The sequence below is a fragment of the Rothia sp. HMSC061C12 genome (assembly GCF_001815755.1).
In the GTDB taxonomy this organism is placed as follows: Bacteria; Actinomycetota; Actinomycetes; order Actinomycetales; family Micrococcaceae; genus Rothia; species Rothia mucilaginosa.
Genome location: NZ_KV821835.1, coordinates 1 through 23,555, shown reverse-complemented (window position 1 = coordinate 23,555; position 23,555 = coordinate 1). Strand labels below are relative to the sequence as shown.

The following is a 23,555-nucleotide window of genomic DNA, read 5'->3' as shown; positions in this document are numbered from 1 at the left end:
GTTGAACTCACCCATTGTAACCCGTTCACGCACACCGAAACCGCGTATTTGGCGCCAAAACCAGCGTAATTTACCACGCTCACACCACAGTTAACATTCCGCCTAGTCCCGCGCCCGCCAGCACACCCCGCCGCCGCACCCCGCCACCATGCCGGACAGGTCAGATAGGGGTTATAAGGGGCAGCAGGAGCACGGCATGAGCATCCCAGCACCGGCGCGTAAATTCGATAGGCACCCCATCCGCCCGCTATGCTCAAAAGATGCCTTCCAACAAGCACAACACCCAGACCACCACCCTCACCCGCCGCGCCGCCCTCACCCTCGGTGGCATGTTCCTCCTCACCGCCTGCGGATCCGCCGCAACCGAACAGAAACGCCCCGAAGGTTCCGCAAGCCCCACCGGCAGCGCAACCGGCAGCCCCACCGGCACCGCCGAGGCGACCGCCTCCGCAACCCCGAGCGCCACCCCGACCCTCGCACCCGCACTGACCGAAGCGGAACAGGAGCAACTACGTGCCGCCCTTACCGCGCTCTTCGCTGACGACACCTACCCGCAGTACAGCCTGCTCGTCACCGGCATGGACGGGAACCTGCCCAGCATCAAGGCGGCCACCGCACCCGCCGACCTCTACGCCGCCAACGCCGACACCGCACGCGTACCCGCCTCCACTTTTAAGGTGCTGACCCTGTTCGCACTCAACCACTACGCGAACCTGCAGGCGCGCCTGCGCACACGCGTCACCCGCGACTCCGCCGGACTGTACCTCATGGCAGGCGGCGACACCCTGCTCGGCGCGGGCGCCTCTGACCCGAAGCAGATTGTCGGACGCGCAGGCCTAACCACCCTCGCCGAGCTGACCGTGAAGGCGCTGAACGAGGGCGAGAAGCCGACCGCGGCGCTACCCGTCTACCTTGACGGCACCTTCTTCAGCGGCCCCGGCGTGAACCCCGGCTGGGATGCCGCCGACGTGGCGTCCGGCCAGATCACGCCCATTCACCCGATTGCGCTCGAATCGCACACGGTGCCAGGCAAGTCCACCGCAAGCAACCCGGTGCGCCCGGATGATGCGGCGGTTGCCGCCCAGCAGGCGTTCGTGGATGCGCTCAACACCGCCGGCAAGGAATCCGGCATGAGCTTCACCCTCGCGGAGCGCCGCACCGCCCCCGCGGAAGCAGTTGAAATCGCCGCGGTCGAATCGGCAACCCTGCTGGAGCAGGCACAACACATGATGCTCGAATCCGACAACGCCCTCGCCGAGGTGCTCGGCCGTTGCGCCGCCATTGCCGCAGGTAAGGAAGGCAGCGGCGAAGCGGCACAGCAGACCGTGCGCCAGGCACTCGTGGATGCCGGCGTGAACATTGAAAACCTGGTGCAGGCAGACGTGTGCGGCATGTCCTTAACGGACCGCGTGACCGCCCGAACCCTCGTGCAGGTTGTGGCTCTGCTGAATGCTGATGAGCATGCGGAGCAGCTGATGAGCACGTTCCCGGTCGCGGGCGTGAGCGGCACCCTATCCGGTCGTTTTGGTGCGGCGAACGCCGTGCACGCACGCACTTTTGTGCAGGCGAAGACCGGCACCCTGTACACGGTATCTTCGCTGTGCGGTGTGGCGACCCGACCCGACGGCACCCGCCTGATTTTCGCGATTATTCTGAACAATCTGGGCGGTGCGGATGCGCTACCCGCCGCGAAGGAACGCGTGGACGCTGCCGCGGCGGCGATTGCGAACCGTTCGACCGCGCCGAGTGCTTCTAGTGCGCCGGAAGCTACTGCGGAAGCACTAAAGACCCCCTAAATCATCCCGTGCAGGTTGATTTTCTGTAGTGTTTCACGTGAAACCTGAAAATCAACCTCTCGGGGCGAGGGGTGGCGTAGGGTACTCACACCTCTCTCCACCGGGGCTCGCGCCCGCTCACCCGGCAGGGTTTCACACCCGCCCTATTTCTCTCTCCTCCAGCAGAAAAGTCGCCATGAACCTCACCTTCACCCTCGCTGATTTGACCGCCACCTCCGCCTGCGAGTTGCGGCTCTACACCGAGCTTCGAGAGCGTGCGCAGAAGCAGTCTGCACGCCCAGCCCCCGAGAAGTCCGAGCGCGCCCGCGAAGCGTACCGCGAGTGCCTGCGAGCGCTGACCGCCGGAGGAATGATCGGCAGTGCAGTAGTTGGCAGTGGAGTAGTCAGCAGTGAGCATGCGGGTGGTACGGCGCGCCCGGTGCCCCTGGTGGCGACCTCCGCGGCGGGGCTGACCTACACGGTGGAGCTCGACCGCCTCGACTGCCCGGTTGCGGACAGCACCGCCGAGAGCAATACCGCCCTAATCGTTTGCACCCCGCACCTGGGTGAGGCGGCGTATCGGGCGCTATTGCGCGGTGCCCTGGCGGCGCACCTGCTGACCGCTAGTGCAACCGAGAGCGCCGAGAACACCAAGAATGCCGCGCGCCTCGACCTTCATCTGGAGCACGGCGTGGATGAGTACAGCGCGGGGTCCGAATCGGAACCCACTGAGTACGCTGAGCACCACTCCCCCGTTCCTCAACCTCACCGGGTTGATTCGGCACGTATTCTGCCGCTGATTCGCCTGCAGGAGCAGCGCCTCCTGCTGCTCACCGAGGCGCTGAACGAGGGCGTAGAACCGGCGGAACTTGCCGAGCGCATCCCGTATTTTCTGACCTGCGACGAGTGCCCGGCGTGTCTGAACGCGGCGGCATCTCTTGCCCTCGCGACCGACGCCCCGGAGCTCGTCACCGAAGACACTGCCGAAGATACCGCCGAAGACCCCGCAACTGAGGAGCACCCGGTCATGTACAGGGTGCCCGCCGCGGTGGAGAACGACAGCGAACAGTACCGCCTGCAGTGCCTGCTAGATGCCCAGCTCGCATCCCTGGAGGAGCACGCGGCGGAGCACGGCTGGGGTACCGGTGAGCTTGAGGCGGCGATGTTGCTGTCCATGACGAATTATCACCGCCGCGAGCGTGCCCCGTTCTGGCGTGAGCACATTCGCCGTCTGGAGGACGGCCCGACGGCGTGGGTGGCGAGCCGCGATTATGCGTACCTTGATCGGGTGCAGGTGCTTTCGGTGGAGCATGCGCATGCTCTTCTGAATACCCCCGCAGACCTGGAGGCGCTTGCCGCCGCCATGAAGGAGCCCGCCGAGGTCGAAGATGCCCCCGGCTGGTATCGTGTGCGCGGCGCGCAGGTGCGCCTGTTGCGTGCGCGAATTGAGGCTGACCCGAGCCTGGTGATTGCGCCCTCTGACCGTGCGGTTTTTTGTGCGTATGAGGCGGGGTTGAGCCCGCAGATTGCGCTGGACCGTATGGAGTCGCAGGTGAATTATTTCCGTGCGTCGAATCCGGGTGAGCGTGTGCCCGCTGAGTTGGCGGCGACGGGTTTCTTTGGCATGCGTGTGCTGGCGGTGGCGCAGGGCGGTTTCCGTGCCGGATCTGAGGGTTCTGCGGATCCCGAAGAGGCTGCCCCAGAGTCCGGCAAGTCGACCGGCGAGTCGGCTGGCGCAGAGTCGGCTGGCGAGTTCTTGGAGGTGCTTCTGCAGGAGCGCATCCGCGTGAAGGATGAGCCGCACCGTGCCCTGCCTTCGGGTATTGGTCCTGGCGATCCGGTGTCTACGGCGACGATTGAGGCGGCTCTGCAGGCTGATGTGCACGGGCTGCTTTTCGATGGCGCGCTCATGCCGAGCGACCCCGTGCTTAATGGCCCCGTGCCCGGCGAAGATTCTGAGCCGTCCGAGGCTCCCTCATCGTCCCGCGCCCTGCCGAGCGTGCTCGATGCGGCGGCTTCCCTGACGGGGGTGGAGAGCGCCTCCGCGGATTTGCTGTTCCGCCGCGCGCCGCGCCTGAAGAAGGGCGCCTCAAACGCCAAAAATGCAGAAAATCTACCCCGTGAGGTTGATTTTTCCGGCTCTGACCTGCCCACGATGGATGCCGTGCACGCGGCGGTTCGCGCTCTCGACCATTCCTATGTGGCGGTTCAGGGCCCTCCGGGTGCGGGTAAGACCTTCCTCGCCTCGCATGTGATTGCGCGTCTGGTGGCTGAGGGTGCGAAGGTGGGTGTGGTGGCTCAGTCGCATGCGGTGATTGAGAATCTTATGTTGGCGTGCTGTGCCCGTGATGGTTTTGATGTTTCGCGTGCGGTGCGTCTGCGCGGCAAGTCGGTGATTCCGGACGCCCCGTGGTCTGAGGTGTCTGATTCTGAGCTGGTGGAGCTGATTTCTGGTGCGGGCGGCCTGCTGTTTGGCGGCACGGTGTGGGATTACGTGAGTGAGCGTCGCGTGCCTGCCGGGTCGCTGGATGTTCTGGTGGTTGATGAGGCGGGCCAGTTCTCTCTGACAAATACGGTGGCGGCGGCTCGTGCGGCGCGTTCGGTGCTTCTGCTGGGCGATCCGCAGCAGTTGCCGCAGGTCTCGACGGGTGTGCACCCGTACCCGGTGGATGTTTCGGCGTTGGGCTGGTTGTCTGACGGGGCGGCGGCGCTGGATCCTCGTTTTGGCTATTTCTTGGGCGAGTCGTGGCGTATGGATTCGGCGTTGTGCGAGCGGGTTTCGTGGCTGTCCTATGATGGCGCGTTGGCGAGCGCGGCGGCTACGGCTGGTCGCGCCCTGCAGGGTGTTGCGCCGGGTGTGGTGTCGTATCCGGTGGAGCATGCGGGTTGTTCGGTGCGTTCTGTGCAGGAGGCGCAGGCGGTGGTGGATTGCGTGCGCGAGTTGTTGGGTCGTGAGTGGGTTCCGGCGGCTGATGCTGAGCCGCGCCCGTTGACGGCGGAGGATTGCATTGTGGTGGCGGCGTATAACGCGCAGGTTGATTGTGTGCGTGAGGCGCTGATTGCTGCTGGTTTGGCGGATTCTTCGGGTGCTGGCGTGCGTGTGGGCACGGTGGATAAGTTCCAGGGTCAGGAGGCTGCGGTGGTGCTGGTGTCGTTGGCATCGTCGCGGGTTGATTCTGGGCGCGGTGCCGGGTTTGTGCTGTCGCCGAATCGTTTGAATGTGGCGGTGTCGCGCGGTCAGTGGCAGGCGGTGTTGGTGCATTCGCCGTGGGTGGCGCGTTCGGTGCCGCAGGATGTTGAGGAGGTGCTGGCTCTGTCGGGCTTCGCGGGCCTGGTGGAGTAGCACCTAGTGCAGCCCTTATTCTGCGCTCTTCTACACTCCCCTGCCCGCTGCGTTGCGGGCGTCTTTGGCGTGCCCGGAATCGGGTTCAATCGGGTTATTTCAGGGTTCGGTTGGGCGGAAGCACCAAGACTGAATTGTAGTCACCCTAACCCTAATGTCAATGCTCAAAATGAGGAAAGTTTTTCAACTAGCGTTCATGTATATGATTCACATCTCTTATAGAATCTAAAGTATCGCGCGACACACTTCTTGTGCGGGGGTTCCCGATGAGCCGCCCCGTGCATCCTCAACCACCCCGTGATGATCGGCGGGCCCGTCATGATCGGCGAGCACAGGCGAAAACAGACGAATACAGGCAGGCACAGCCGACTGTCGGGATATTCACTCATACAATTGCGCACAACGAACTACGCACGACGGATTGCACGCCGCGCGACACCATAAACCCCATCGTGGAGGTCCCCCATGAGTGTCAACACCGAGCTACTCAAGAATAGAGATTTTCGAAATACTCTCTTCGCCATTGGAGCCAACCAGCTCTCAGACTCGATGAGCTATATCACCACGCCCATCATTATCCTGGCGCTGACCGGTTCCCCCGAAGCTGCGAGTATCACCCTCTTCGTCGCAGGTGTTCTCGCCACCTGCGCCGGAGCAGTATCTGGAACATGGGTCGACAGAATCGGCCCCTCAAAGTGCCTGGCGCTGTCCTGTATCGGTCAGTCACTGTCCTGGATAGCGATTCTTCTCTACCTCGTTTTCAACGTCACCAACATTTACGTTTTGGTGATCACGATTTCTCTCGCCGCCATCATTTCCACCTTCGACTACCCGAGTGAACAGTCCATCATCACCCGCGTAGTCCCCAAGGAACATCTGGGGTACGCCTCCGGTATGGGTGAGACGCGCGAGTCCACCGCTAACCTGTTGGGCGGCCCGGTCGCAGGCATCATTATCGGCTTCTCGACTGTACTCATGACCGCAGTTCACGCGGTCGTCAACCTGCTGGCATTCATCGTCGCACCCAAGAGTTACGGCGCTAGTCGGCACCCCGCAGAAGAGGAGGAAGGCGAGAAAACCAGCTTCTGGCAGGACTCAAAAGCCGGTTTCGAGTACATCCTGAAGAACAAGGTGCTGGTGTCCATTGCATTCGTTTCAACACTTGCGAACTTTGGAACGGTCGGCATTCCGCTCACCTTCATCTACTACTACACCCTGGAGGGCGCACACCCGCTCTTCATCGGCATCTTCGCGAGCGCCTTCGGTGTGGGTGTGCTGCTTGGCTCGTTCCTGGTCGGCCCGCTGACCGAGAAGTTTGCACTCGGCCCGCTCGGTATCACCTCCCTGGCCATCATGTCGGCCTGCTACCTGTTGCTGCCGGTGGTTCACTCGATGCTGTGGGCGGTGTGCCTGCTGATTGTGCTGGCGGGTATTGTGCTTCCCTCCTTCAACTCGAGCATCATTGCGTACATTAACGCATCCACCCCGGAGCACATGATCGGTCGCGTGCACTCGGTGCAGGGCATCCCGAACATGGCGCTCACCCCGCTGGCTGTTCTGCTGGCAGGGTTCCTCATTGTTGATTGGGGTATTACGTACACGGCGCTGTTCTACGCGGTGTTCATTTTCCTGTCGCTGGTGGTGATGGTATTCCAGAAGCCGCTGCGTCAGCTGCCCCATATCTCGCAGGTAACGAACGCACAGTAGTTCCGCGGTAGCCCCGTCTATCAACCCCACTCAACGCCCCCGAAAGCGAATAATTCAACGTGCACTTGCATGAAAATTATTTTCCTTTCGGGGGTGTTCTACGTCCTTTCGAGGATTTCTGCACACAGTGCACGCTCACGATAATTCCCCTTATCAATGCGCATTTTTAGGGGTTTAAATGTTGCCGGTATTACGGCGAACCTTACGCCGCTTGTTGAAGGTTTTACGGCATAATAGGAAGGTGTTCGTTCTAACCTTTATTCAACGTTCCGCACAGCACTCACTCACTGCACTGTCGGACGAACTCGCAAAGCTCAACCCGCGTGTTGCCTTCGCCCAGACATACCCTGACGAAATTCAGGGCGCCTTCGACCGCGCCAGCGACGCACTCCACGCGGCGCTCATTGCCGCGCGCGATAACGGCTTCTGGGTCGGCATCGGAATCGGCGAGCTCAACATCCCCCGATTCGCAGGCGCACTCGGCGCCGTCAGCACCACCGACTGCACCGGCGACGCCCTCGAATTCTCACGTCTCGCCGTCGAAGAAGCACAAGGAGGCGCACCCGTACGCTGCATCAGCGTCAGCGCCGACAACCGCCACCTCGCCGACCTCGCCGCAGGCTCCGCACGCCTGCTCTACCGCGTATGCGCCGACCGCACCGACGCCGAATGGCGCGTAGTAAACCTGCTCGTACCCGGCGTACGCGGCCAGCAGAAGGCCGCCGCAACCGCACTCGGCATCACCACCCAGGCGGTCAGCCGCACCCTCGTCCGCTCCCTCTGGCATGAGGAGCAGGCGGCACGCGGTGCGCTCATCGAGCTGCTGACCCGTATTGACCGTTCGCGCCGCCGCGCCACCTAACCGCCGCCGCGCCCCCCTCATTCTTTCGCGCCTGTCAGCCTTCGTACCTGGTACCTGCCAGCCTTTAGTGCCTGCCAGCGCGGAACCGAACACCTGATCCCGCCCGTGATGGTCGCCCCCTGCCAGGGGTGAACTATCCGGGCGGGACGCTTTTTAAACCCGCGCTGAATACCCTGCAGCTCGACGGGCAAAACCAGAGAAAAGGTAGACTTATCTTTATGCCTCTCTCAGAACTTTCCGTCAGCACCCAGAACTACCTCAAGGAAATCTGGAGCCTCGAAGAATGGACCAAAACCCCTGCCACCGCATCCGCCCTGGCAGAACGCATGGGCCTGCGCATTTCTTCGGTATCTGACGGCCTCAAGCGCCTCGCCGCCGCCGACCTGATTGAGCATCAGCCCTACGGCGCTATTGAGCTCACTGAAACCGGCCGCTCCTACGCGCTGGCGATGATTCGCCGCCACCGCCTCATTGAGACGTTCCTCGTGGAGACCCTCGGCTACACCTGGGACCGTGTGCACGACGAGGCGGAGGTTCTGGAGCACGCGGTATCCGACTTCATGGTGGACCGCATCGACACCCTGCTGGGGCACCCGACCCGCGACCCGCACGGCGACCCGATCCCGGACTCTTCGGGGCATATTAGTTTTCCGCAGACCGTGCCGCTGAGCCAGTGCGAACCCGGCGAAACAGTCGTGCTCGAACGCATCAACGATGACGACCCGCGCCTGCTGCGCTACCTGCAGGGCCACGGTTTTGTGCCCGGCGTGCGCCTGCACATTGAGGAGGGTGCGCCCTTCTCGGAGGCGGTGAACGTGAGCGTGGTCGGTGCCGGTTCCGGCAACCTGCACGAGACGGACGCGGCCGGTGCGGTGAAGCCCGGCGGTACCATTATTCCGTTGGGTGCGGAGGCGACCGCCTCCCTGTTCGTGTCCCGCACGGTGCGCTAGATACAGGGCGGTAGCGGCACCCTAGAATTTCAGAAAATAGCGCTAGGCGGAGGTCCCATGAAGGGCCTCCGCCTAGCGCTGTATTGAGTTAGTTTTAGGAAGCTGAGGGCTCAGTTTTCGTTGCGGCAGTGCTGAGTCGGCGGGCGCGCATCCTGCCCAGCAGACCGTAGCGCGGGGCGAATACGTACGCCAGGGCGAACAGTATGCCCTGCGTGACGACCACGGCACCACCGGGGGATACGTCCGCGTAGTAGCTGGCGTACAAGCCGGTCAGCGTGCCCACCAGGGAGACTCCCACGCTCACCGCGAGCATCGGCACGAACCGGTCCGTGATGAGGCGCGCGGTGGAGCCGGGGATGACGAGCATCGCCACGACCAGCACCACACCCACGATCTGCAGTGCCACCACGGAGGTTAGCGCCAGCATAATGAGCAGCAGCGCGCCGAGCAGACGCGGACGCAACCCCACCGCCTGCGCAAAGCCCGGGTCGAAGGCGTACAGCACGAAGTCGCGGCGCTTGACCAGCAGCACGGCGGCAACAATCACCGCGAGGATGGCGACCTGCCAGACGTCCGACCAGGACACGCCCAGCACGTTACCGAAGAGAATATGGTTCAGGTCGGTATTCGACGGCGTAACCGAAATCAGCACCAGACCGAACGCAAACATGGTCGTGAACACGATGCCGATCGCGGCGTCCTCGCGCACGCGGCCGCTGCGCCGCACCCCGCCGATAAGAGTTACCGCCACGAGGGCGGCAACCACCGCACCCACTGCGAAGGGCGCACCAAAAATATAGGCGAGCACCACACCGGGTAGCACCGCGTGCGAAATGGCATCCCCCATAAGTGACCAGCCGAGCAGCACGAGCCAGCAGGAGAGCAGAGCGCAGACGGCGGCGGCAAGCACGGTGACCACGAATGCGCGGAGCATGAAGGGCAGGGTCAGCGGCTCCACCAGAAAGTTGAGGATGTCCATTTAGTTCTTCCCTTCCACAGAGCTGATCGTAGTAGTGCCGGAGGTAGCAGCGCCGGTAGCGACCGACGCGCCGGCGTCCACTTCCATGCCGAAGGCACGCACCAGGTTCTCGGGGGCGAGCACCTTCTCGGGGGTGTCGTGCATCAGAATATCGCCGCGTAGCAGTAGCGCCTCGTCGGCGAACTGGCGCAGGCTCGCCAAGTCGTGCGTGGAAACCAGCACGGTCGCGCCCTCGTCACGCAGCTGTTCGATGACCTGAATGAGCATCGCTTCGCTACGCTTGTCCACGCCGGCGAAAGGCTCATCCAGCAGCAGCAGCTGGGCGCCCTGAGCGATAGCGCGTGCCACGAAGGCGCGCTTACGCTGACCGCCCGAAAGCGCCCCAATCTGACGGTCGGCAAGGTCGGTCAGTTCCACGCGGGCGAGCGCCTCATCCACGGCGGCACGGTCTGCGGCACGCAGGCGGCGGGTGATGCCGAGGTTGCGGTAGCGTCCCATGCTGACCACCTCGCGCACGGAGATGGGGAAGGTCCAGTCGATTTCTTCGCTCTGCGGCACGTAGCTGACGAGCCCGGCGCGGTGATGGTGCGCGTTCTTGCCGCGGCTGCCACGGTTACCGCCGACGGGCTGCCCGTCGAGGGTGATGCTGCCGGCGTGCATGGGTACGACCCCCATGATGGCTTTGAAAAGGGTGGATTTGCCGGAGCCGTTCATGCCGATCAGGCCGCAGATACGCCCGGTGTCCAGGGTGAAGGATGCGCCAGTGAGGGCGCGGACTGGCCCGTAGTTCACGTGCACATTTTCGCAGCTGAGAAGAGTGCTCATTCCTTGTGTTCTTTCTGGTGGTCACCGTATGCGTGGGGCGGGTGTACTTGCTTGCGTGTTGCTGAGTGGGTGCTGTGTGAGCGAGTGTTAACGGCGTGGGAGGAGCGGAGCCAAGAAGGCGACGCCCCTCCTATCCTATCGGGGGTTTGGGGTTTACCCAGGGTTTTCGATGCCGGGGTTGGCCCGGGTTTATGCCGGGTTTATTCGGGGTTTATGCCGGGTTTAGGAGTTGCCCTTGAGGCCCGCAACGATGGTACGTGCGTCGTAGCGGATCATGTCCAGGTAGGTGGGCACGGGGCCGTTCGCCTCGGAGAGCGAGTCCACGTAGAGCACGCCGCCGAATCGTGCGCCGGTGGCGTCTGCGACCTGGCGCATCGGGTTGTCAGAGACGGTGGATTCGCAGAACACGGCGGGAACCTGGTTCTCGCGCACGTAATCGATCGCGGAGGAAATCTGCGAGGGGGTCGCCTGCTGTTCGGAGTTGACCGCCCAAATGTACTTTTCCTTCAGGCCCGCGTCTGCCGCCAGGTAGGAGAAGGCACCTTCACAGGTGACCAGTGCGCGCTGGTTCTCGGGCAGGGTGGAGATTTCCTTGACGAGCTCGTCACGCACGCCCTGCAGCTGCTTCTTGTAGGCTTCACCGCGGGTCTTGTAGTCGGCGGCGTGGGCCGGGTCGAGAGCACTAAATTCGCGAATCATCACGTCCACGTACTTTTGCACGTTGCTGGGGCTCATCCAGGCGTGGGGGTTGGGCTTGCCCGCGTAGGCGTCCTCGGTAATGGAGATGGGCGTGACCCCCTCGGAGACGGTCACGTGCTTAGCATGGGATTCTTCAACGAACTTCGCGAACCAGGATTCCAGGTTCAGGCCGTTGTCGAGCACCAGGTCGGCGGCGTGTGCCTTCTTCAGGTCGGAGGGGGTGGGCTCGTACTCGTGAATCTCTGCGCCGGGCTTGGTGAGGGATTCGACGTTCAGGTCGTCGCCTGCCACGTTGCGGGCGATGTCTGCGAGCACGGTGAAGGTGGTGAGCACGGTCTTCTTGCCGCTGCTGCTCTTAGCGCCTTCGGTGGTGCTGGAGGTGCTACCGCAGCCGGTGAGCACGAGTAGCAGGGTGAGTGCGAGGGCGGCGCAGAGCGCCTGGACGAGGCGGCGTGCGTTGCTGCCTGCGGGGGTGAAAGCGTTCATGAGGCATCCTTCATTGGAAGTCACGGGTTTGAGTATGTGGTTGATGTATGGGATTTGCCGCGCCGGGACGCTAGGGACACGGTTGTGTCTGCGCAGGCATCATAATGCGCTTTTGCCTGTCGTCCCGGGCGGAATTTAACAATAGTTCGGCTAGCCGAACTTTTCAACTAAGCCACACAGAAAACCTTGAAATATTGGCAGAAACCCAGGAGCAGGCGCGCAGAAACACAGGACAGAAGCACCAGCAGATACAGCAAGGAGGCGAGGGACCCCTCCCCCGCCTCCTTACTACACGCGGTTCTACGGCAAGCTATACGCTCGGATTAGTCGGCAATCTCAACCACGACCGGCGTGTGGTCGCTTGCGCCTTCACCGGCGCGTTCCACCTTATCGATCCAGGCACGTTCCACGCGTGCGGCGAGCGCGGGCGAGAACAGCTGAAAGTCAATGCGCATGCCCTCATCCTTGGTGAAGCGGCCCGCCTGGTAGTCCCAGTAGGTGTACTCGCCCGGAGTGTGCGGGCGTACTACGTCCACCATGCCCTCTTCGAGTAGGGCGGCGAAGGCGCAGCGTTCGGGTTCGGAAACGTGGGTCATTTCGTTGCGCAGGAAGTAGTCTATATCCCACACGTCGGCATCCTCGGGGGCGACGTTCCAGTCACCGACCAGGGCAAGCTGCGACTGCGGGTTAGCAGCCAGTTCGTTGTGCACGTTCTGGCACAGCGCCTCCATCCAGTGGAGCTTGTAGTCCATGTGCGGGTCGGTCAGGCCGCGGCCGTTGGGCACATAGAGGCTCCAGACGCGCACGCCGCCGCAGGTCGCACCGATCGCGCGCGCCTCCAGCACCTCGGGCTCGCCGGGCTTACCGAAGTGCGGCTGATTATCGAAGCCGCGCTGCACGTCCTCAAGGCCCACGCGGGAGGCGATTGCCACGCCATTCCACTGATTCAGGCCAAAGTGCGCAACCTCGTAACCCATGAATTCGAAGAGGTCGAAGGGGAAAGTTTCGTCCTTGGTTTTGGTTTCTTGCAGGGCGAGCACGTCAACGTCGTGTTCGTCGAGCCAGTCTTCGACGCGGTTCTCACGGGCGCGGATTGAGTTGATGTTCCAGGTGGCAATCTTCATGCCTTCTAGCTTAGCGGGTGCAGAGCAGGCGCCTTTCATTGCACGGAGGCGATTACGCGGCGAGCACGGACGCTCGCAACCTGCCAGAACAGCACAGCACCCGGAACAGAGCACCGCCCGCCTGCGCAACCTTCGGGTCGCACCGGCGGGCGGTGAATATATGCGCTAGTCAGCACTGAATCTGGTCGGTATTACTCCTAGTCAACGGCCTCCTAGTCAACGGTGGGAGTGCCCACAACCTTCAGGCCCTTATCGCCGTACGCCTTGAGCATGTACAGGGCGTCAGAGAAGTACAGGGGGCTGGCGGGGTCCACCACGTCTGCTACACCATCGCCATTGCGGTCAACCTCAGGGTATGCACCCAGGGTGCGGGCTGCCCAGCGGTTTTCAGCCTTGAACTGCTCAGTCTTCTTGACTTCGGCACGTAGCGGACGGCGAATCTGGCGCAGGCGTGCGGCACCATCGGGGCTACCTGCGGCACGATACAGGAACGCGGCGAGGGTGTGGCGGGTGGCGTAATCGTCCGGGTGGAAGAGCCCGTCATCCCAGCCGGAGGTGATGCCCGCATCCGCTGCCCAAATGTACGCAGCATAGTTGGGGTCGGTGGTGGGCACGTCCTTGTAGGGCGAGGTTTTCGGGAGGTCCTTGACGGTCGGGGATCCTGCCATACGGTAGAGCATGCGTACGAGCTGGCCGCGGGTGACAGTTGCGCTGCTGTGGCGGCGGGTGACGGTGTATTCTTCGCTGTCGAGGTAGCCGTGGCAGACCGCCCACACGCCGGGGGTGGCGCTCATGGTGCCGAGGAAGTTGGCGACGCATTCGGCGTAGCTGGGGTCGTTCTTGGGCTGGTGAAGTTTGATGAGGCCGTTGGCTGCGGCAGGTTCGGCGGCGTGAGCTACAGCCTGGTGGGAGGCGATGGCGGAGGTGCCTGCGGGTACGGCACCGAGGGCGAGTGCGAGAGTGAGTGCGAAAGTGCGGCGTGCGCGAGTGGTGGGTGTGAGTGCTCGGGAGATAACCGGAAGCATGGATTTTTCCTTATGTAATTGTGGTTGGGAACCGGCCGGAAGGAACCGATTTTTGGGTCGACCGCGGGGTCGCCAAATGGAGCGAATAAGAAAAGGGGAAAGGAGTGCGTTGAGGAATAGTGAGAAGCGGCAATGAATAGGGGCTGACGTACGGCGATACGCGGTTTTGGTGTGTACCAATGATGTGTGTGTTCCGCATGCTGTCGCACGGCTATGGTGGTGCACAGTGAATGGACTGTTTTACACCGCCATAGAAAGTTTAAAGTACATATTAATATTTTATTCAATATTTAATTGAGACTTTTATCAACTAAAAATTAAACATTGTTCTAAACGACAAAGCAGCTGCGAATGGCATGTATTCCATTCGCAGCTGCCCTGATTCTTAGCCGACATGTGGCGGTATAACGCGCCCACTAGGGCACACGCGCCTCCCTCACGATTCACAGGAAAGTCCTGGACCGGTTCGGGCGTGTCTACTAGCTGCCGTCAGTTGCCGTCAGTCTCTACTAACCGCGCATCACGTTATAGGCTTCCTTGGTGAGCTGACCGGCGGGCGAGGTGGAGTGGCGCAGCTCCTCAACCTCAATGACCACGTTCGCGCCGATTGCGCCGGTAACGTACACGCGGCGGCCGAGCATATTACCCTCACCGATGCGGTCGTCCTTGGCGGTGCCTTCAGTGATGCGCAGGTCGTAAATCTTGTTTTCAATGTAGAAGCCGTACAGGGAGGCGGGCTTCTCCGGCGGGTTGTAGGAGACGGGCGCGACCATGCGGGTACCGCGCGCGTTACGGCTGATGTACCAGTTAGCGGCCTCGTCGGCACCGGCGGCACCGCTGACGGTGCCAGCCCAGCTGGAGCCTTCCGCTTCGCATCCGATAAAGATGTTGTGCGCCCACTCAACAATCCAGCCGTGGCCCGCGTTGGAGCGTGCGGTGCAGCCGATGAACATGTTGCGTTCACCCTGCACGATCCAGCCTGCGCCGGCGTGGCGGGTGGCGGGCTCGTAGAGGGCGTTCTTGTTGCTGGTGCGGTGGTTGCTGTTGCTGGAGCAGTTCTCGAACTTAGCCTGCGCCGCGTACACCTCGATACCGGCGTAGGAGCCGCCGCTGAGATTCGCCTCGGCAACGTCGATACCGCGCAGCTTGTTGTCTGCCGCGCCGGAGTTCTGTCCTTCATTGGGGCGGCGGGGGTGGCCGGCGGGTTTGCCGAGCAGCAGGCCCTGGTTGAGGGTGCGGCGGATGGTCACGTCGTCAATTTTCATGCCCTGGTCATCCAGACCGAGTACGGCGACGCCGATGGCGGTGTCCCAGACTTCCACGCCGGCGATAACGGGCACGATGTCCGGTTCGTTGAGCATGTCGCCGGTCAGGTGGGTGTGGAAGATGACGCCGGCGACGTTATTCAGCGGGGCAGTGTGCGCATCGAGCGGGTAGCTACTGATGGGGGTATTTGCGGCATTAGTGCGGATGTGCAGGTTGCGTACGCCCATACGCATGGGCTTGTTGGCGTTGTAGTTGCCGTAGACGGGGGTGGTGTAGCTGCCGACGTGGAACACGCCGGTGTATTCGGTGTGGCCGTTGGCGGTGGTGGGGATGGCGCGGTCGGAGTGCGCGATGACGACGGTTGAGGAGCCGTAGCCGAAGATTTCGACGCGGTGCTTGATGTCGATGAAGGGGTAGGAGACGCGGTAGATGCCGCGGGGTAGTTCTACGGATCCGCCGCCGCGTGCGGCGACAGCGTCGACGGCACGCTGGATGGCTACGGTGGAGTCTTTGGCACCGGTGGGGTCTGCGCCGTAGTTGATGGCATTGATGCTCATGGGCGTATCGGGCATGAGGGGCTCAATTCTTTCGATGGATACCGCGTTCGGTGCTGAAGGCGGCGTGGTGAGTGAATTGAGTGAATACGGCAGTATGCGGTGAATACGGTGCTGAGTGAGTACGGTGCTGCGTGGGTGCAGTGTTGAGTTTGTGTGGTGCGGTGTGTTGGGCGCATTTCTGCGGGTGTTTTGGCGTGTGCGGGTCTGTGCACCGGCAGACCTGCCTCCTGCTCAAGGGTACCGCATTGGGCGTGTGGAGGCGACGACCGGGCACTGTGATGCATGCTCCCCTGCCCTGTTTTTCTACGGTTTTTCGGCTGTTTTGTGGGCGGGTTAAACGCCGAGGGGCGGGGATTACTCCCCGCCCCTCAAGCGTATGGGTTTTAAGATTTTGTGATCACGAGCCTCAGCTCGCAGAGTCTAACCCTTGAGGGTTAGCCCATGAACACGCCGTTGCCGCGCTTCTCCAGCTGCTTCGGCGCGAAAGTCGCGTGGCGGATGTGGTCCACCTCGATGAGCACGTTATCGCCCATAGCACCGGTCACGTGAACACGGCGGCCGATCATATTGTTCTCACCAATACGGTCATCCTTCGCGGACGCAGTCGTAATGTGCATATCGCGAATGTTGTTCTCAATGTAGAAACCGTACAGGGAAGCCTTCGCCCAGCTGTAAGGGTTGTGCGAACGAGGAGCCACGAAGCGGCTACCGCGTGCGTTACGGCCAATGTACCAGTTCGCCGCCTCGTCACCTCGAGCAGCGCCAGTAACAGCGTCCTGGAAGCTCGAAGACTCACCCAGGCAGCCAATGAACTGGTTGTTGCCCCACTCCACGAGCCAGCCGTGACCGGCGTTCTCCTGGGCGGTGCAGCCAATGAACATGTTACGGGTGCCCTGAATGAACCAGCCTGCACCCACGTGGCGGGTCTTCACCTCGTACAGGGCGTTCTTACCCTGGTTGCGCTTGTTGAACCAGCTGGTGGACGCCTCGAACTTGGACTGAGAAGTGTAAATCTCGATGCCCGCGTAGGTGCCGAAGCTCATGTTTGCGTCAGAAACGTCAATCATGGAGAACTTGTTATCTGCCGCACCGGGGGTGTCACCCTCACGGGGGCGCAGCGGGTGGCCGACGGGCTTACCGACCAGCAGGCCCTGACGCAGGGTCTGACGGATGCGCAGCTTGTCAATCTTCATGCCCTGGTCGTCCAGGCCCAGGATTGCAACGCCGATGGCGGTGTCCCAGATTTCGATGTTGGACAGGGTGGGCACTGCGTCCGGCTCACCGGGGTTAGCGTCCGCAATGCGGGTGTGGAAGATGACGCCTGCAACGTTGTCGACGGGCTGGGTGTGCTTCTCCAGGAAAATCTGGTTGCTCTTAGAATCCAGCGGCAGGTTGTACTTGTTGGTGCGGATGAACAGGTCACGCACGCCCATACGCATGGGCTTGTTCTGGTTGGTGCCACCGCTCATGGGGGTGGTGTAGCTACCGGTGTGGAAAACGCCGGTGCATTCGTAGCTACCGTTCTTGGTGGAGGGAATACCCTTGTCGGTGAAAGCGACGATTCGGGTTGCCTGACCGTGGCCGAAGATCTCGACGCGGTGCTTCATTTCGATGAAGGGGTAGGAGACGCGGTACATGCCGCCGGGAATCTCCACGGAGCCGCCGCCCTGCGCAGCAACATCATCGATAGCCTTCTGGATAGCACTAGTGGAGTCTCGTACGCCGGTGGGGTCAGCGTTGTACTTGGAATCGCATACGTTCACGCTCATGATGGTAGCCATGGAGTGTCCTCTTTCTTGGCGGATACAGACAGCGATTAGCGCATAGATGGAATCTAAGCGCGTCATTAAGCTGAGTGTATCCAGTTGTGTTTGAGTGAATAAATGGTTTTGAGCTTCCTTCCGGTTGAGTGAGTGAGTCTCTTCCGGTGCGGGATGCGGGCGGGGAGTGAATCCGCTGCATCAATGCTCGTGGGCGGTGTGAGGGAGTGAATCTCAACCATTCCCACATGAGTCATAAATTCTTGCATACAGGATGCAAATCTGTCTAACCCATCGACAAAATATTCTAGGGCAAAATTGGGGCTTTTTCGCCGCTCAACACCCGATAGTGTTGATTGTCTCGCCGGTCACTTTGATGCAATAGAGTGCACATAACCCACAGAAAACCAACTGACCAGTACAAATACCACATTTTGCACACAAATGCACTAGTCAGAGAGTTTTTCGATGAATGCGCGCTATATCACTTCGCAGGCAGGTCATCCAGACTCAAAGAACCCATTAAAACTCCTCATCAGAGGCTTATCTCACAGGCTCAAAGGTCCCCAATAGCACCCGGCGAGGCCCACCAGAGAACCGCAGAGCACCCGCCAGAGAGCCCACTAGGCACCCTGGCGAGCACCCCAGCAGATAGGGTTCAAGCCCCTACTGAACTTCCTTCGCGGAGGCGGCACCCACCACATCCAGGCGCGCATAGCGGCCCGCAAGCCAGGTACAAATCATCAACTGAACCTGATGGAAAATCATGATCGGCAGCATCATCAGACCCAGCGAGCCCGCACCAAAAATAATGATCGCCATCGGCAGACCAGCCGCCAGCGACTTCTTCGAACCGCAGAACTGAATCGTAATACGGTCGGCACGGTTGAAACCCAGACGCTTAGCCAGCTGGTCAGTCAGCCACAGCATGAACACCACAATAATCGCCATGAGCACGACCAGCAGCACGATCTGCCACCACGCCACACGCGTCCACACACCCTGCACCACCGAGGCGGAAAACGCCGAATACACAATCATCATGACCGAGAACTTATCCAGCCACTTGGTCGTCGGCTTCTTGGCGAACTCCCCCACCCAGCGGCGCGTCAACTGACCGAGCACGAACGGCAGGAACAGCTGAATGGCGATGTCCAGGAAGACCGTTCCAGAGAACTCAATATGCCCCGTGTTCATCAGCAGCATGGCGAGCAGCGGGGTCGCCACCACGCCCACAATCGAAGAGAGCGAAGCACTCACAATCGCCGCCGCCACGTTACCGCCCGCAATCGAGGTAAACGCGATAGAAGCCTGCACGGTCGAGGGCACAAAGGTCAAGAACAGAATGCCCATGTACAGCCCATCACCGAGCACAAAACGCAGCGGGGAGAGCGCCAAACCGACCAGGGGGAACAGCACGAACGTGCAGCTCAAAATCATCAGGTGCAGACGCCAGTGGGTCAGGCCGCGAATAGCCTCCGCGGTGGAGAGGCGGGCGCCGTACAGGTAGAACAGCAGGGCGACCGCGAACTTCGTTCCGGTACTGAACCATTCGGCGAAGTCGCCGCGCGCAGGCACGATAATGGCGAGGATGACCGCGGTAATGAGCATGGTCAGTAGCGGGTCGAGTTTGATGGAGCGAAGTGATGAAAGCATGGTTTCCATTCTATGACCGCACCCCGCGGCGGATGCTGGGGCGGGCGCATCTTCTCACCTGGGGGTCACACGGGATGCTCAGGAGTGCGCAGGAGGCGGTTAACAGCCGAACCCGCCGGAGTGCCTTAGCACCCCGACGGGTTCGTGAAAGGTTATTGAGCTGTGCGGCTCAGATGAGGCGGTCAGAGGAGGCTCAGCGGCTACTTCTTGTCGCCGTCGAAGCCGTAACCGTACGAGCCGCCCTCAGAGGAGTTGTTGCCGTACTGGCCGTAACCATACTGCTCGGGCTGGCCATTAGGCTGACCGGCAGAGGGCTGCTCAGGTGCGGGCTGGCCTGCACCATTCTGGCCTGCACCGTTCTGGCCAGCGGCAGGCTGACCGAAGCCGGGCTGCTGACCGTAAGACGGCTGACCCGGTGCGGGCGCCTGCGGGCCACCGGGAGCACCCGGTGCCGGCATGCCACCGGCGGCTGCGTACGCATCCCAACGCTGGCCGTGGAAGGCACGAGCCTGCTCGGTGAGCCAGCCAGCAAACAGGGTCGAGTTCGCGTCGAACTCGGGGGCGTTCTCGGGCTTGGGGTACACGTCCACGGTCTCCAGGGTGTGGTCAGCCCACGCGTCCTGGTGCTCACGCATGAACTCGGTGGACTGAATCGGGTCAGGCCACATGTGTACCGGCTCAGACGCCGGAATCAGAACCGGAACGCGCGGTGCGGTCTCCTTGACCGGGTTCTCCGTCGGACGCCAGAACAGGCGGCCGGGCTGGGTGCGGTCACGCAGCGCGTGCGCACGCCAGGTGAGAATGGGGTGGCTTGCCAGCAGGTTCACGTACCAGACGGCAAGGCCGCGGTCGGTCACCGCACGGTCGGCAAGCTCATCGAAGTTGACCTGCTTGTTCAGGTACTTACCCGCCGCAAGCACCTTGACAGCACCCTCAGCGCCCTCGGGGCAGAAGCGGTAGCCGAAGTTGTCGGCGGTGTACTCCTGCGAGCGGGACAGCGCACTCGACAGCACCGGAATCTGGTTGAACAGCGTAGTGAAAATCAGACGGAAATAGCCGACGTGACCTGCGGCGATGTGGCCAACCTCGTGGCCAATAATGAAGCGCAGCGCCTGCGGGTCACGGGACTTACCACCGATTTCGAACAGGTCGGAGTACAGGCAGATGTAGCGGCGGAAACCGTGACCTGCCGCGAAAGCGTTCATGGTGCCGTTACCGAGGATGACGTACGCATCCGGCACACGGCGCAGGCCCGCAGCCTCAGCTGCTTCGGCGAGCATCTGGTACGCCTCGGGGAACTGGGTCGGGGTGATGCGCACACCGTGAACACGCTGCTGTGCGTAGTAGATTGCACGAACGATGAAGACGGCAATCGGGCCCAGGATGAGCAGACCAACCGTCTGGAAAATCAGGTCTTCCAGGCTCGCGGAGGTGCTACCGGAAGAAGGTACTCGAACCGAACCTTCACCGGTAGAGCTGAAGACGTAACGCATCATCGAGCTGAACAGGTCGGCAAGCGCCATGAACAGCACAATGTAGCCGACCGCGGTGACCGCGTAGGCGGCGACCAGCCACGGAATTTCGGAGGGGTGACGCAGCGCGTGCAGCACCTTCGGCGGCAGCATCGACTGGTAGGCGAAGAGCTTCGGCTGGGGCAGGGGGCTGACCGGCTTCTGGCGCTCGTCTTCGGGGAGCCAGCCGGCGGAGAGGTCCTGCGGGAGGGGCTCACCGGGGGCACGGAATGCCTGCTGGCCGGGCTGGGCGTTGAACTGCCCGCCGGGCTGCTGGTGGTTTTCAGGAGGTTGAGTCATGTCTCGTCCGCTTCGTATCGAGTGTTATCTGATTCCACTCTATCGTTTTTGGGCACTTACTAGTGAATGTGAATGCGCTTTTTCTCATAGAATGCCCATTCGCGACGCTACAGTACGCCACAGTGTAAGGGGCGCACCGCCTCGCGGGCATAAAGTAATCCGCCGCGGCACCCATACAGAATGGGCGCCACGGCGGATAACTTTACGCTCAGCCGCCTACACGGCGGGGTGCGTGGGGCTTAGAGGCTCTTGACGAGTTCCTCGGTAGCCTCAGCGATAGCCTTCTCCTCGTTGGTGGGGATGACCAGCACCTTGATAGCGGAATCCTCGGTGGAAATCACGCGCGGCTCGGGGGAACGCTTAGCGTTCTCTTCCTCGTTGTACTTGATACCGAGAGCGCCGAGGCGGTCCAGGACCAGCTTGCGGAAGTCGCCGGAGTTCTCACCGATACCAGCGGTGAAGATCAGTGCCTGCGCGCCGCCAACAACCAGGTTGTAGCCGCCAATGTACTTCATCAGGCGGTAGGAGGTCATGTCCAGTGCGAGCTGTGCACGCTCGTCGCCGGACTGTGCGGCCTCAACGACCTTACGCATGTCGTTGGAGCCAGCCAGTGCGAGCAGACCGGACTCCTTGTTCAGGATGGTGTCCAGGCGTGCACCGTCAATGCCCTCACGAATCAGGATGGTGGTCAGTGCCGAGGGGTCGATGTCGCCGGAGCGGGTACCCATGATCAGGCCAGCCAGCGGGGTGTAGCCCATGGAGGTGTCGACGGACTTGCCGCCCTTCACAGCGGTTACGGACGCGCCGTTACCGAGGTGAGCAACGATGCCGTTGAACTCGTCGCGTGCAATGCCGAGCATGTCAGCTGCAACGTGGGAGACGTACTCGTGGCTGGTGCCGTGGAAGCCGTAGCGGCGGATGCTGTACTTGTCAGCCAGGTCGTAGGGGATCGCGTAGCGCCATGCTTCTTCGGGCATGGTGGAGTGGAACGCGGTGTCGAAGATAGCAACCTGCGGCAGGGAGGGCCACTTGTGCATTGCTGCGCGCATGCCCTGAGCGTGTGCGGGGTTGTGCAGCGGTGCCAGCGGGGAGAGGTCGTCGATCTGCTGGACAACTTCCTCGGTGAGCAGGGCGGGGTGGGTGAACTTCTCTGCACCCTGCACCACGCGGTGGCCGACTGCCTGCAGCTCACGGCCTGCCAGGACGGGCTCAAGCTTCTCGGACATGATGTCGAATGCGACTTCGTGGTTGGGCACGTCGGTGCCGATGTTTTCGACGAGGCCGGAGGTCAGCATCTGCTCTGCCTCGGGCAGGGAGGTGTCACGCACCTGGTACTTCAGGGAGGAAGAACCGGCGTTCACAACGAGAATAAGCATGAAAGTATCTTCTTTCGTAGTTTTCTTTTCTGCTCCATTCTCGCACTTTTCGAGCCTGCGTGCGAGACGGCCCCGGCTGTGTTTTTAACGGGGGTTTTTACTGGGGGCAGCGTCAGGGGTAGGAGGCGCGGGGTTGGTGGAGTAGAGAGAACGCCTGGAGGATAGGTTTAAGGTATGACCTAATCACTGGTCGTGTTTTCAGAGCTTAGGTATAGTTAGAACCAGTAAGGTAAACCAAGAACTCTGAGGTAACTGCCACTTCGTGGCAGGGAAGTATACTGGGTGAGCCGTAGCGGGGTGTACTGGTGGATTCTGGTCGAAGCTCGGACCTTGCGCATAAGGCACCCGTTCAGGGTGCCTTTTTTGTGCGCCGAACCTAGACCCCACCCGCGCATGACTGAAACGGTTGCGGGGATAGGTATAACCTCCGTATAGTGGGAGTTGTCAGGATAAAACGATGGATTACCGCCTCCGGGCCGAGGGATGAAGGCGTCAAGGTATGAAAGCTGGAGGACTCTGGCCGTTCTTGGCGATCCTGACACATAAAGGCACCTTACGAGGTGCCTTTTCTGTTTAACCGCAACTCAGGGGAGGGGATGCATTCCGGTGCGACCCCTCCCCTGTTTCTTATGCTCGTGAACTAGTCTTCGTCATCATCAACGGCAGGCAGGCCCAGCAGGGCGGTACCCGCCTCGGTGAGCGACCAGCGCCTCGTGCGGCCAACCTTCACACCCTCAACAAACCCAAGCCCCTGCAACAGCTTGAGCCTATCGCGCAGAGTCGGCGCCGTAACGTCCAGCGCATCCTCCAGATTACTTGAGGTGGGGGCGACCGGCGCACGAAAAATACACGTTTGGCCCAGCAGATGCAGAAGCTTAAGCATATCGGTTACTTGTTTCTGAGTTTTCGGGTCTTCACCTTGCAACCATTCACGGTCCTGCTCTAGCTCACGAACTCGTTCTCGTAGAGATTTTAATGCTTCATAGCGGGTCTTCAGTTCCTTTTCCAGATACTCCTGCGCTTTCTCAGTCATTTGTAAAAAGGTATGCAAGAAACTGGTTGCTTCACCGTAGTTGTAAGGCTCCTCCACAACAGAAAATGCCTTATAGTATTGCTTCTTATGAAGGTTAAGCGTACTTGGCAAAGTGAGCGCTGTCAGATGACTCAGAACCTGGGCCATATGGTTAGCAAGAAGGTAGCGGTCAAATCGCCCATTACCGTCGTAGAAGGGATGTGTGTACTCCACCATAAAATGTGCAATGATTGCTGAGAAGAGCGCTGAAGCTTGCGGATCAAGGGCATGAGCAAGCGCTACCTCGATGTTAGCAATGATGTTCTTCTCACCAACCGGGGG

The 23,555-nt window shown here is 61.3% G+C and carries 16 protein-coding genes; 5 read left to right on the top strand and 11 right to left on the bottom strand.

Annotated elements, in window-relative coordinates:
* Window positions 1-260: 260 nt before the first annotated feature.
* The 5 genes from dacB to HMPREF3055_RS00720 all read left to right on the top strand — a co-directional run bounded on the left by dacB (window position 261) and on the right by HMPREF3055_RS00720 (window position 8,637).
* Window positions 261-1,796: a D-alanyl-D-alanine carboxypeptidase/D-alanyl-D-alanine endopeptidase gene (dacB, locus tag HMPREF3055_RS00740; protein ID WP_070737361.1), complete on the top strand. Its 1,536-nt coding sequence runs from the start codon at window positions 261-263 to the stop codon at window positions 1,794-1,796.
* A gap of 175 nt (window positions 1,797-1,971) precedes the next feature.
* Window positions 1,972-5,118, top strand: coding sequence for a DEAD/DEAH box helicase (locus HMPREF3055_RS00735; protein ID WP_070737358.1), 3,147 nt, complete (start codon window positions 1,972-1,974; stop codon window positions 5,116-5,118).
* 465 nt (window positions 5,119-5,583) lie between these two features.
* Window positions 5,584-6,825: an MFS transporter gene (locus HMPREF3055_RS00730; protein WP_070665589.1), complete on the top strand. Its 1,242-nt coding sequence runs from the start codon at window positions 5,584-5,586 to the stop codon at window positions 6,823-6,825.
* 241 nt (window positions 6,826-7,066) lie between these two features.
* A complete protein-coding gene (locus tag HMPREF3055_RS00725; protein WP_005507641.1) occupies window positions 7,067-7,687 on the top strand; it encodes a hypothetical protein in 621 nt (206 codons plus the stop codon).
* Between the two features lie 218 nt (window positions 7,688-7,905).
* Complete coding sequence (locus HMPREF3055_RS00720; RefSeq protein ID WP_005504316.1) at window positions 7,906-8,637, top strand: metal-dependent transcriptional regulator; 732 nt, start codon at window positions 7,906-7,908, stop codon at window positions 8,635-8,637.
* A 94-nt stretch (window positions 8,638-8,731) separates the two neighbouring features.
* On the opposite strand, the gene HMPREF3055_RS00715 is transcribed toward HMPREF3055_RS00720, so the two are convergent.
* From HMPREF3055_RS00715 to HMPREF3055_RS00665, 11 genes are all read right to left on the bottom strand, one after another.
* The gene (locus HMPREF3055_RS00715; RefSeq protein WP_049346253.1) at window positions 8,732-9,616 is read right to left on the bottom strand and encodes a metal ABC transporter permease; all 885 of its coding nucleotides are present in this window, start codon (window positions 9,614-9,616) and stop codon (window positions 8,732-8,734) included.
* Window positions 9,617-10,441 (bottom strand): metal ABC transporter ATP-binding protein, encoded by an 825-nt coding sequence (locus HMPREF3055_RS00710; RefSeq protein WP_049346251.1) that lies wholly within the window; start codon window positions 10,439-10,441, stop codon window positions 9,617-9,619.
* Window positions 10,442-10,663: 222 nt separating this feature from the next.
* Complete coding sequence (locus HMPREF3055_RS00705) at window positions 10,664-11,626, bottom strand: metal ABC transporter substrate-binding protein (protein ID WP_005507646.1); 963 nt, start codon at window positions 11,624-11,626, stop codon at window positions 10,664-10,666.
* Between the two features lie 323 nt (window positions 11,627-11,949).
* Window positions 11,950-12,750: an exodeoxyribonuclease III gene (locus HMPREF3055_RS00700; RefSeq protein ID WP_070737356.1), complete on the bottom strand. Its 801-nt coding sequence runs from the start codon at window positions 12,748-12,750 to the stop codon at window positions 11,950-11,952.
* A 212-nt stretch (window positions 12,751-12,962) separates the two neighbouring features.
* Complete coding sequence (locus tag HMPREF3055_RS00695) at window positions 12,963-13,775, bottom strand: S-layer homology domain-containing protein (RefSeq protein ID WP_044150029.1); 813 nt, start codon at window positions 13,773-13,775, stop codon at window positions 12,963-12,965.
* A 509-nt stretch (window positions 13,776-14,284) separates the two neighbouring features.
* The gene (locus HMPREF3055_RS00690) at window positions 14,285-15,598 is read right to left on the bottom strand and encodes a glycoside hydrolase family 55 protein (protein WP_246824578.1); all 1,314 of its coding nucleotides are present in this window, start codon (window positions 15,596-15,598) and stop codon (window positions 14,285-14,287) included.
* A 434-nt stretch (window positions 15,599-16,032) separates the two neighbouring features.
* On the bottom strand, window positions 16,033-17,379 hold the full coding sequence (locus HMPREF3055_RS00685; protein WP_049352715.1) for a glycosyl hydrolase family 28-related protein: 1,347 nt from the start codon (window positions 17,377-17,379) through the stop codon (window positions 16,033-16,035).
* Window positions 17,380-18,024: 645 nt separating this feature from the next.
* Window positions 18,025-19,023, bottom strand: coding sequence for a bile acid:sodium symporter family protein (locus HMPREF3055_RS00680; protein WP_371260003.1), 999 nt, complete (start codon window positions 19,021-19,023; stop codon window positions 18,025-18,027).
* 191 nt (window positions 19,024-19,214) lie between these two features.
* The gene (locus HMPREF3055_RS00675) at window positions 19,215-20,825 is read right to left on the bottom strand and encodes a M48 family metallopeptidase (protein WP_070737353.1); all 1,611 of its coding nucleotides are present in this window, start codon (window positions 20,823-20,825) and stop codon (window positions 19,215-19,217) included.
* A gap of 239 nt (window positions 20,826-21,064) precedes the next feature.
* Window positions 21,065-22,201, bottom strand: a complete 1,137-nt coding sequence (locus HMPREF3055_RS00670; RefSeq protein WP_005507659.1) for an acetate/propionate family kinase — start codon at window positions 22,199-22,201, stop codon at window positions 21,065-21,067.
* A 640-nt stretch (window positions 22,202-22,841) separates the two neighbouring features.
* Window positions 22,842-23,555 (bottom strand): Fic family protein (locus HMPREF3055_RS00665; protein ID WP_210399369.1); only part of this gene is annotated, 714 nt, incomplete at its 5' end.